At 56.4% G+C, this 11,615-nt stretch carries 7 protein-coding genes; all 7 read left to right on the forward strand.

All coding sequences use genetic code 11. From position 1 onward, the window contains the following. Positions 1 to 26: 26 nt before the first annotated feature. The 7 genes from ACIPZG_RS08795 (at position 27) to tssA (ending at position 11,607) form a co-directional block, all read left to right on the forward strand. Positions 27 to 2,198 (forward strand): hypothetical protein, encoded by a 2,172-nt coding sequence (locus ACIPZG_RS08795; RefSeq protein ID WP_400712377.1) that lies wholly within the window; start codon positions 27 to 29, stop codon positions 2,196 to 2,198. 12 nt (positions 2,199 to 2,210) lie between these two features. Beyond that, on the forward strand, positions 2,211 to 3,242 hold the full coding sequence (locus ACIPZG_RS08800; RefSeq protein WP_400712380.1) for a formylglycine-generating enzyme family protein: 1,032 nt from the start codon (positions 2,211 to 2,213) through the stop codon (positions 3,240 to 3,242). A gap of 196 nt (positions 3,243 to 3,438) precedes the next feature. Then, complete coding sequence (locus ACIPZG_RS08805; RefSeq protein ID WP_400712383.1) at positions 3,439 to 4,470, forward strand: formylglycine-generating enzyme family protein; 1,032 nt, start codon at positions 3,439 to 3,441, stop codon at positions 4,468 to 4,470. Between the two features lie 190 nt (positions 4,471 to 4,660). Then, a complete protein-coding gene (locus ACIPZG_RS08810; protein ID WP_400712386.1) occupies positions 4,661 to 5,353 on the forward strand; it encodes a DUF3592 domain-containing protein in 693 nt (230 codons plus the stop codon). A gap of 181 nt (positions 5,354 to 5,534) precedes the next feature. Then, positions 5,535 to 6,752 carry a hypothetical protein gene (locus tag ACIPZG_RS08815; protein ID WP_400712389.1) on the forward strand — a complete coding sequence of 406 codons (1,218 nt, stop codon included), beginning with the start codon at positions 5,535 to 5,537 and terminating at the stop codon, positions 6,750 to 6,752. Next, positions 6,749 to 10,024, forward strand: coding sequence for an ImcF-related family protein (locus tag ACIPZG_RS08820; RefSeq protein WP_400712392.1), 3,276 nt, complete (start codon positions 6,749 to 6,751; stop codon positions 10,022 to 10,024). The genes ACIPZG_RS08815 and ACIPZG_RS08820 overlap by 4 nt, the downstream gene beginning before the upstream one ends. After that, positions 10,021 to 11,607, forward strand: coding sequence for a type VI secretion system protein TssA (gene tssA / locus ACIPZG_RS08825; RefSeq protein WP_400712395.1), 1,587 nt, complete (start codon positions 10,021 to 10,023; stop codon positions 11,605 to 11,607). The genes ACIPZG_RS08820 and tssA overlap by 4 nt, the downstream gene beginning before the upstream one ends. Positions 11,608 to 11,615: the final 8 nt, after the last annotated feature.

Here is an 11,615-nt window from a genome sequence, read left to right on the forward strand (position 1 = left end):
ACTTCCGGCCTGAAACGGAATAGTTGGTGTTCATCGCTGACAGCGAAGCGGGCGCGTTCGAAACCCACTGGCGCGGCATGCTGGCCAGCATGGACGCCTTCCACCAGGCTGGAGCAGTCTATTCCAGTGCACTGCAAGCCTACGGCCTTGCAGCCCAAACCGGGCTCTCAGCCCTGCAGCAGGAACGCCACGACAAAGCGGTGAGAACCGCTGAGCAGACGTTGGACGAAAACCGCAAGGCCATTCAGGAAAAACTGGGCGAGTTTTCCATGGAGGGCATGAGCTATGACGATGTGGTCGAACTTATTCCCATTGGCGGCCAGGGCGCCAAGGGCAAAAAAGGCGGCAAGTCGACGCGCTATGCGTATGTCAAGAAAGGCTACTTCAGCAAAACCCAGCAAGGGCTGAAACTGCACTCGGTGTCGCTCAAAAGCAGTGACGGCAAGGGTGGGGCGCAAAGCTTCATCAGCAAGGACAAACATGGCAGGGCCTTGATCGATACAGGAAAGCTCGGCAAGCAATTGCGAGCGCTTGAATGGCCGAAGCTGAAGCTTGAGCTTAAAGATGTGCTGAAGTGGGCCAACCCGGATTTCGACCTTAAAAGTTTGGGCGTCGACGAGGTGCTCTTCGACTGGGCGGAAAGCTGGAATCACAGTTTGCACGGCGAAAAGAAGGATCTTGTTGCCAATGTGGATCTCTCTGGCGGGGCGCAATTCATGCGTTACGTCTCCAACATGGGCGCCAGCGCCGAATTCGATCCCCAAAAGAGACAGGCGGCGATCAACGGTGAACGCAAATGGAGCCTGACTTTGGCCTCAGGCACGGTCGCTCTGACGGCGTATGTGCCCGACCGTTTCGGCTGGAACCTTAAGTACACCGACAGCAAACAGCAGCTGTTCGACATGGGCCATTTCCGCCTGGTCGTCTCCCCAAGTTTGACGGGGTTCATCGGCGGGTCGGTAGTGCTCGAAGGGCAGTTGCAGGTGATGGTCCAAGGCGACAAGCAACTGCTGGCTGGTCAGTCAGGGGGACGACTGCCGCGGTTCAAGGAGCGGCGCACGCGTGGGGCTGTGTTTTACCAGCAGATGGCCAGGGAAGATGAAGGGCTGAACTTGTCCGTCGAAGGCTTTGCAGGTGTTCGGGCGGAGGCCGGACTCAAGGGGAGTTTGCAATGGTTGAAACCGGCTGAGCCCTATGACCCTGAAAGCAGTGTTCCCGGATTACTGAAGTCCACTGGCGAGTTTACTGACTTTTGCAGCATTGCCGGCAGCATCTCTGGATTGGCGGGGCTAGGTGCTGGCAGGAAATTTCACTGCACGTTTATTAATGGCCGGTTTTACTTTCATGTGGCTGCGAGTGTGTGTTGGGGCGCGGGGGCCAAAGGGGCCGTTGTTTGTGAGGTGGGTGTCAATACGATTGTTGAGTTTGGGGTGTGGTTGATCTATCAGTTATATCGTTTGGATTATAGTTTTTTCGATGTGGTGAAGAAGGACGCTTTCGCTGCCTATAGCCAGTATTGTGTAATGCAAATGGCAGATGCAGCGCTAACAGTATATGAAGCCTACAGCCGTCTTTCAGGCGCAACGACTGAGGTTTCAAGAAAATTTCGGCTTGCTGTTGACGAGTTCATTGATGAGAGTCGAGATGGAATTGTGTCTTCGCGAAACAGGAACGCTTTAGCATCTACCACGATTTCTCGACGACAAAATTTGCTCCGATATACGCCCGAGGCGAAGGGCATACTTCTATATCTGCTTACGCGGCATGGAAAATGGGATCGTGTGGATCCAGAAAATCGAAGTAGCGCTTTTCTTGATGTATTTGCGACTCGCAAGGAGGCCGTAATCTGGGTGCTGAGGAGTATTCAGACCCGTGCCGAGTGGCGAAAAGTGTTGTGCCGATTGACGGTGGATGGCAGCAACTTGGCTAAAAATGCTGATGAGGCCACTGTTGAAAAAGAGCAGGAGCAGCATCTCATCAATTTTTTACAATTAGGTTTTAATCGCGATGACGAACTTCATAAGGCTAAGTATGAAATAGTCTCCATTCGACAGAGATTAAAAGTGGAAATTGCCTGGGGGTATGCGCTTGCTATGAATGACACGTGGCATTACAAGCTCAATAGCATGGATAATCCTCATTACCCACAGCGCTGTATGTTTTCGCCCTGTGATGAAAATTCAGATCAGTTGGCATAACCTGGAGTGAATATGGGTGTTTCGAGGTTGGTGATTGGTTTGTTTGCTGTTTGTGTGTTGGCAGGATGTGACCTGTTAATTGGCCAGGAGAGAGGTAGTGGTAGGGGCGTTACAGATGAGGAGCTGGATGCTTTTATTAGAGGGGTTAAAGACAATATGATCTTTATTGAGGGTGGGGAGTATCTGATGGGCGACTACGGTTCGCAGTATGGCCCAGGAAGGCTACCTTATGACCTTGATAAAGACAGTAAGCCGCTGCATCGAGTTCGGCTCAGTAGCTATTCGATGTCGAAGTTCAAAATTACAAATCGAGAATATTCATTTTATTCTAGGCTTAATGAATCTTCGGTGTTGAAATATACCGCTGAAGATGATGAGTATGAGTTCGTCAGCGTGCCGCCGAGTAATCCTGCACCCATTGACTGGTATGAGGCTGAGAAATTCTGCAATTGGTTGGCGAATGTCAGCCAATTGCCATTTGCATTGCCTACTGAGGCTCAGTGGGAGTATGCCGCTCGCAGTCGAGGCCGTTTTTTCATGGTCGCCACGGACGACGGTACCTACAAGGTGACCGATGATGAGGTGACTGCCGAGTGGCGGGATGGGCCTAAGGGAATCAATATTTCTACGCTTTGGGATAGAGAAGCCTTTGCTGAAGAGATGGGATGGAAAACTGGTATGCACACCCCGCTGCCGGTCGATAGATTCCCCCCTAATCCGCTGGGCTTGTATGGAATGTCTGATAATGGCCTGGAGTGGGTAAAAGATTGGTATGACCCCGACTACTACAAAAATTCTCCGATTGAGGACCCGCAAGGCCCCAGCAAACCTGTCTACAAAGGCCCCGACTCTAACGATAACTATGCCAAGGTGCTACGAGGAATAAGTTATGCGGATCCGCTTTGGGGGGGTGGGATAAATGTACAGCGTAGCTACAGAAGTCCAGATGGGTATATCAGCGGGTTTAGACCGGGAACAGAACTGTTAGCTGTTGTTGGTAAGACTGCGCGATGCGTAGTGAATAGCGCGAAACCGTTACACTAGCTTGATAAGTATTTGCCTTTGTGGTTTTGAGGCAGTCGCTCTATGGGCGTGGGACATTGCCTGGGTAGATGCGCGTGTCATGAATGACACGAGGTATTACAAATTCAATGGCGCGGCCAATCCTTATTATCCATGGCGTTGTATATTTTTGCCCTATGATGAATGTTCAGATCGGTTGGCATAACCTGGAGTGCATATGGGGGTTTCGAGGTTGGCGCTTGGTTTTTTTGCTGTATGTGTGTTGGCCGGATGCGACTCTTTAACTGGGCAAGAAGTAGGTGGCAGTAGGAGCGTTACTGGTGAGGAACTGGATACCTTTATTAGGGGGGTTAAAGACAATATGATCTTTATTGAGGGTGGGGAGTATCTAATGGGCGACTACGGTTCGCAGTATGGCCCAGAAAGGCTACCTTATGACCTTGATAAAGACAGTAAGCCGCTGCATCAAGTTCGGCTCAGTGGCTATTCGATGTCGAAGTTTAAAATTACAAATCGTGAGTATGTGATCTATTCAGCGCTCAATGAATCTTCATTTCAGAAATATATTTCTGAAGATGATGAGTATAAATTCGTTAGCGTGCCGCCAAATAATCCAGCACCTATTGACTGGTATGAGGCGGAAAAGTACTGCAATTGGTTAGCAGATGTCAGTCAATTGCCCTTTGCGTTGCCTACTGAGGCTCAGTGGGAGTACGCCGCACGCAGTCGAGGTCGTTTCCTTATGGTCGCTACGGACGACGGTACCTATAAAGTGACGGACGATAAGATAACTGAATGGTGGCATGATGGTCCCAAGGGAATCAATATCTCAACCTCCTGGGATAGAGAAGCTTTTGCTGAAAAAATGGGTTGGAGTACGGGTACTTTCACCCCGCTGCCGGTTGATAAATTCCCACCTAATCCGCTGGGCTTGTATGGCATGTCTGATAATGGTCTGGAGTGGGTCAAGGATTGGTATGATCCCGATTACTATAAATACTCTCCGGTTCAGGATCCTCAAGGTCCTAGTGAGCCTGTGTATAAAGGTCGTGAATCTAACAATAATTATGCCAAGGTGTTGCGGGGTATCAGTTATGCAGATCCGCTTTGGGGGGGAGGTGTAAATGTACAGCGTAGTTACAGAAGCCCTGATGGATATATTAGTAGTACGATCTCAAGCGACGGTTTGCTAGCTGTCGTTGGTAAGACTGCACGTTGCGTGGTGAACAGCGCCACTCCTTTGAACTGAGGCAGTTTCATGCCTGTTATTTTTGGCTGATCATTGAATTTGTAAGCGACGCTGGTCGTTAAGCACCTTTCTTCGTTCAAAGTTCACCAGGCCCTAAGCTACGTGATCGATGATGTGTGCCCGTTGTTTGATAATCATAGATTGCCATTTAAACTTTTGGCGCCTGCTTGCTCTGGCGCGTTGGGGGCGTATGAAAGCTTTGTCAGTAGTAAAATGGGTGTTTCTCATGGTGGGTGCCGTGTTGGTAGCAATTGGTGCGCTTTCCTATAAAAAATCCAGCGATTTTTTGGCTGAGGCAATTTCCACAGAAGGTACGATAATAGCGTTTGCGCGATTGCCCAGTACGGGTGCGATCAAGCCTGTTGTGCAGTTTCTCGATAAGGAGGGTGCGACTGTGGAGTTTACTTCCCCCGATAGTGTCAATGACAAATATAATCCGATAGGAAAGAGAATTGAGGTGGTCTATTCCCCCGCTGACCCTCAGGGTGCCAGGATAAAGTCGTTTATTTCCCGATGGCGCATTGCACTTCCGATGATGTTGACAGGCAGTCCGTTTTTATTGACAGGCATTGGAATGGTGCTGGTTGGTCGTCTCAAAATCCGCAAGATAAACCACCTGAGACAACAGGGTCAGGTGGTACAGGCAAATTACCAGTCCGTTGACGTAAATCACTCGTTTTCAATCAACGGTCGACACCCCTACCTGATTGTCTGTCAATGGCTGAACCCGACAACCCGAGTGTTGCATCGGTTGGAAAGTGACAATATCTGGTTCGATCCAACGCCTTATATCAGTAGCGACAAGATCAAAGTATTTATCGATCGGCAAAACCCCAAAAAATATCACGTCGATCTGTCCTTCTTGCCTGAATCAGCGGATTGATGATTGCCGCGCAATTTTTATGGGGAGCTCTGTATGAAGGGTGTCATTCGTATCGGCGACAAGCGCTGTTGGGGCAATCAAGGTTTCATTCACAAAAGCCGCCCGATGGCTTTGCACGGCCATCGTTGTGATTGCGGTTGCACCTTGATCACTTCGTTGCCACAGGCAGGGAGGCGTTGACGTGCCGGTTGACCTCGACACCTTACCTGAGCGGATTGTGCCGCCGTCGGCTCCCGATATAAGGCGCTGGCTACTGGTGATTTTATTGTGTTGCCTGCTGGGCGGCAGCCTTGGGGTGCTGTTCTGGCCAAGTGATAGCTGGCGGATGTCGCTGTGGTTCTGGTGCTGTGTGCTTGTACTGCCGTCGGTGGCCGGACTTTTGATGTTCGCTCTACGCGCAAGGGCTTATGAGCAGGAGCGGGATTACGCGCAGAGCTGGAACCAGCAACACACCGAACATGAGCGCTTGCTGATAGCTCACGGTCAGCGCGCCATCGCCTTGCTGGCCACCTCTTACCGCACCCCGGCAGGCAACAATCAACTGGCTCGGGCGCTACGCAATTCAAGTACACCCTTGCAGCCTGTCTACCTGTCAGATGTGGATTCGACCTTGCGTGCCAGTCAACTGACGCCCGCAGGCGAGAGCACTGTGCTGCATTCATACCAGCGGCGCTTGCAGCTGTTCCTGCAGCAACTGATGTGCGGCCTCGATGACGAATTGCAGCGCTATGGGCGATCAACATCGTTGAACCTTCGGATCAAGCACAACCAGGTGCTCAGCGATGCTGAAATCCTGTCGTTATGGCGCTCCTGTGCAGCCGAAGACTTGGCAATTGACCACGTGCGATTCGCAACACAGGACGACGGTGTGCTCTGGCTGGATGAATGGCTGGATCAGCCCGAAGCCTGTTCGCTCTTGCTGTCGCTTGAGATCAATCTGTTCCAGGAGCCCGTTACGGAACAGGCTGAATCGGTCTCTGCCTTGTTGCTCGCACAACCGCAGTTTTGCGAAATGCAGAAGCTTACGCCAGAAGCATGGATCCATCGCCCTGTGCCAATGATCAACGAGGCGAAGTCACTGCAGGACGTATTGCGTTGGGGGCGCATAGGAGACAACGAGCCTTATTTTGTCTGGCAGGCGCAGATACCTGGCGATGTCCTGTGCGCTGTGAGTATCGCAATGGACAGTGCAGGTCATTCGCTCGACATCGATAAGTGTCTGCGGCTGGACGACGGCTTTGGCCGGCCAGCCAGTGCTTTGGGCAACATCACAATCATTGTCGCCAGTGAGCAAGCGGCGGCGGATGTTCAGCCACAGTTGGTCATGTTGCAGGACGCTTCACCGCAATGGTGCGTCATACGACCAGCTGTACAGACTGGAAGTGAAATCAAGTCATGAAAAAGCAAATTAGCATCTGGATTGTGCTCCTTTGCATCGTTGTCATCGGCGGGATATTGATTTGGGTCGACAACCCAATCGTTTCTGTAACCGATGAGAACAATCAGCTGAAGCTATTTGCTGGTGTGCTCGGGTTGTGTTTGCTTGTGTTACTCCTCGATGGCCTTGGCGCGCTGGGTATCAGGAAGTTGGCATCACTGGAGTTTTCCTCGCGCGTACCCCGTTCTCTTTTACGGTTGTTTCCCAGCCCTGCTCGTAGCGAGACTACGGCCAACACCGTCAGGCAATCGCTGCGCGACCATTACGGCTTCTTCTGGCGCCGCAAAGTGCGTTTGCTGCTCGTCGTCGGCGAGTCGGAGCAGATTGAAGCCATTGCTCCAGGTTTGGCTGAGCAGCAGTGGCTCGAAGCGCCAAATGCGGTGCTGTTGTACGGCGGCGGCATGGAGGTAGAACCGAATATAGAGCTACTTGCCAAATGGCGTGGGCTTGACGGTGTCGTCTGGGTATTAAGCAAGGAACAGAGCCGCGATGTCACGGCGATGAGCAGCGGCGCTCGCCGCTTGCAAAATCTCGCCAAGGACATGCGTTGGCAATTGCCGCTACATCTATGGCAGGTCTGCGAAACTGCCTGGCCGCAATCCGCACGCGAGGTACAACCGGTGGGCTGCAGTCTGCCGGCGCGGTTTACGGCGACGCAACTGGATGCGCTGCTGCAGCGATTGCAGCAACCGTTGCGCGAACAGGGTTTGGCGCAGCTTCAGAACGACCTCGGCCATGATTTCCTGCTGCGCTTATCGCGCGATTTTGGGACCGAGGGCGGTGCGCGTTGGCGAGCCGCAATGTCTGCGGTACAGGGGGGACGTGGCGTTTCGTTGCGTGGGTTGTGGTTCAGCTTGCCGCTGGCGCCAAGGGACACGTCCAGCGTGGCCCACCACTGGCTGCCCGCTCCGGCCTGGCTTGGCGTGTTGGGCCACAGCTCGGCCAATCCGCAGCGCCTGGGCTGGAGTGCTAGCCGAATAGGTTACGTTGCCGCCCTGAGCTTCGCCGCAGTGTGGGGCGCCGGCCTGCTGCTTTCCTTTGTCAGCAACCGCGCCGAAGTCGGCCGGGTAGAGGCGGCATTGGCGACGCTGCAGCAACCGGTTGAAGGCCACGATTCACGGGTCGCCTTGACCGAAGTGGTCCGCGAGTTGTCGCGCCTTGACTACCGCACCGAACACGGCGGCCCCTGGTACCAGCGCTTCGGCCTGAATCGCAGCGAGGCGCTACGCGATGCCCTCTGGCCGCACTATGTGGGCGCCAACAACCGACTTGTGCGCGATCCGGCAGCGTCCGCGCTGCAAGCCCAACTCAATGCCCTGGTCAAACTGCCCCCGAACAGTCCTGAGCGCAGCAAGCGGACCCGAGAAGCCTACAACCAGCTCAAGGCCTACCTCATGCTGGCCCGCCCCGAGAAGGCCGATGCGACGTTCCTGGTCCAAACGCTGGGCAATACCGAGCCCACGCTGTGGACCTTCTTCGCCGAGCAGTTACCCGCCAACCCCGACTGGGCCATCAAGGCCGATGCCAAGCTCATCGCCCAGGCCCGTCAGGTGCTGCTCGGCCAACTCGGCCAGCGCAATGCCGAAAGCAGCCTCTACCAGCGCGCGCTGGAATCAGCGGCCAACCACTACCCCGCGCAGGGTCTGCAACAGCTGGTCGGCGACACCGATGCCAGCGCCTTGTTCAGCACCCAGGCCAGCGTCCCTGGCGTGTTCACCCGCCAGGCCTGGGAAGGCCACATGCGCGACGCGATCGAGGAGGCCGCCAAGGCGCGCCGCGAAGAAATCGACTGGGTCTTGAGCGACAACCCGGACAACCTCACTGCCGCGCTAAGCCCTGATCAGCTCCGCGAGCGCCTCACCGCGCGCTACTTCCAGGACTACAGCAGCGCCTGGCTGGCCTTCCTCAACAGCCTGCGCTGGCAGCAGGGCGACAGCCTGGAAGAAGTCATCGCCCAGCTGACCCTGATGAGCGACGTCCGCCAGTCGCCCTTGATCGCCCTGATGAACACGCTGGCCTATCAAGGCCAGGCCGGCATCCGCGGCCAGGCCCTGGCCGACTCGTTGCTCAAGTCCGCCAGAAACCTGATCGGCCAGGACAAGCCCGCGGTGATCGAGCAACTGCCCCAAGGCCTGAACGGCCCGCTGGACAGTACCTTCGGCCCGCTGCTGGCGCTGTTGGGCAAATCCTCTGAAGGGCAACGCTTCGATGACAACCTGAGCCTGCAGGCCTTCCTCACCCGCGTGACCAGCGTGCGTTTGAAGCTGCAGCAAGTGACCCAGGCGCCCGACCCGCAGGCCATGACCCAAGCCCTGGCCCAGGCGGTGTTCCAGGGCAAGCGTATCGACCTGACCGAGACCCAGTCCTACGGCCAACTGATCGCGGCAAGCCTGGGCGCCGAATGGGGCGGGGCGGCCCAAGCGCTGTTCGTGCAGCCCTTGGACCAGGCCTGGCAACGCGTCCTGCAGCCGTCGGCCGCAGGGCTGAATCGCAACTGGGAACGCGCCATCGTCAATGACTGGAACGGCGCCTTCGCCGGCCGCTATCCGTTCGTGGCCACGTCCAGTGATGCGTCGCTGCCCATGCTGGGGCAGATGATCCGTGCCGACTCGGGGCGCATCGAGCAGTTCGTCCGTGAGCAACTGGCCGGGTTGCTGCGCAAGGAGGGCAGCCGTTGGGTGGCGGACCCACGTCACAGCCAGGGCCTGCGCATCAATCCTCGCTTCCTCGCCGCGATCAACCAGCTCAGCGCGCTGGCGGATGTGCTCTACACCGATGGCGGCATGGGGATGAGCTTCGAGTTGCGCGGCAAGCCGGTGCGCGATGTGGTGCAGACCACCTTCATCCTCAATGGCGAAAAGCATCATTACTTCAACCAGCGCGAGCGCTGGCAGCAGTTCCGCTGGCCTGGGCAAAACGATTACCCCGGCGTCAGCCTGACCTGGACCAGCGTGCACACGGGGGAGCGTTTGTTCGCCGACCTCCAGGGCACCTGGGGGCTGATCCGGCTGCTCGAACAGGCCCAGGTCACCCACCTGAACGACGGCGGCAGCCAAATGCGCGTGGTGTTGAAGGCACCGGATGGTATCGGCCTGACCTGGCACCTGCGCACCGAACTGGGGGGAGGGCCGTTGGCCTTGCTCGGACTGCGGGGCTTCCAGTTGCCACGGCAGATCTTCCTCGTGGAAGACGCCGCAGAGCCGCGGTTTGCACTGCGAGAGGAACTCGAATGATGTTGAACAAACTCATCGATATTTGCCTGCCAGAAGGCGATCCGTTGCACCTTGCGCGCCAGTACGGGCAGTGCTGGGAGGGCTGGTTGCAGCCCATCCGCCCGGACGCTCCAGTGGGAGATGATCCGGCTTACGAAGACGACTTCCAGCGCATGCGCGAGGAGGTCAACAAGCTTTCCGGTGCGGATGTCGATCAGGTGATCGCGCTGGCAGAGCGGCTTCTAAAGCAAACCAGCAAGGACTTGCGTATCGCCACCTATTACCTGTGGGCGCGCCTGCACAAGGAAGGGGAGGCGGGATTGGCGGACGGGCTGAGTCTTCTGGCAGCGCTGGTGGAGCGTTACGCCACTGATCTTTTGCCTGCACGTGCCAACAGTCGCAAGTTGGCCATGGACTGGCTTGCCAGCAGCAAGGTACTGGACAGCCTGTCCCTGTATCCGCAAGTGGTCAAAGCGGAGGCTCAGCGAACGGTTGCCGCACTCGCATGGCTACAGAGCGGCCTGAGCGGGTGGCCTGAGGAGCACCAGCCAAACCTTTCACCCCTGGTCGGCGCCTTGTCCACTCGCCTGGCACAGTCCGGTGGCGTCGATGCAATCGTTCCTCAGACCAGTAGCGAACAGGCGCCCATCAATAAGACCCCTAGGCCCGATGCAATGCCCATCAAGTCAGGCCGCGATCTGCTGGACAGCGGTCGGAGCCTGGCAAGCTACCTGCGTGATCAACCCGACGGCTGGCTGGCCGCCCATCGCCTGATGAAAAGCCTGCGGTGGGACACGCTGCACCAGGTTCCGCCCCAGGACGCCTATGGCGTTACACGCCTGGCCCCTCCCCGAGGTGAGTACCGTGCCCAGCTCAAGCGTCTGTACTTGCAGCAGGGGTGGGGCGAACTGCTCGACCAGGTCGAGCGGATGTACGCCGAAGGGGTGAACCATTTCTGGCTGGACCTGCAATGGTACCTGTACCAGGGGCTGAGCCGATCGTCGGCACACCCCAGTAGCTGGGCGGGCATCGTCAAGCGTGACCTGGGCATGTTTCTGGAACGCATGCCGGGTATCGAGCTGCTGTGCTGGAGCGATGGCAGCCCCTTCGCGGATGAAGCGACCCGCGACTGGATCAACCAGCACGTCAGTGGCAACCAGGCGCATCCGTGGTTACCCGCTGCCTCGGCAGTCTCCACTCAGGACGCGCACGACGTGCTGAGCCTGGAAGCCGAAGCGCTGGCGCAGGCTGACAGCGATGGCATCGAGCACGCACTGACATGGCTGACTGCGCGCCCTGGGCTGGAAAGTGGGCGACAACGCTGGCTGTTGCGGCTGGTGATGGCACGGGTGGCCGAGCAGCACGGGAAAGGTGAGCTGGCATTGCACCTGCTGGCCGAGCTCGATGCCAGCGCCCAACGGCATGAACTCTCGCAATGGGAGCCCGAGCTGTATTTCGAAGTGAAGGCGCGGCTGCTCAAATTGCTGCGCTTGAAAGCCCAACGCAACGATGCCGACAAGCCAGGCCTGGCTCGACAGATGGAGGCGCAGCTGGCTGCGCTCGTTTCAATGGATCCCGTGCGCGCTGCGGTGCTGTGCGGCTAGCGCTTTCT

It is taken from the genome of Pseudomonas sp. NPDC089395, from assembly GCF_044749525.1.
Lineage (GTDB): Bacteria > Pseudomonadota > Gammaproteobacteria > Pseudomonadales > Pseudomonadaceae > Aquipseudomonas.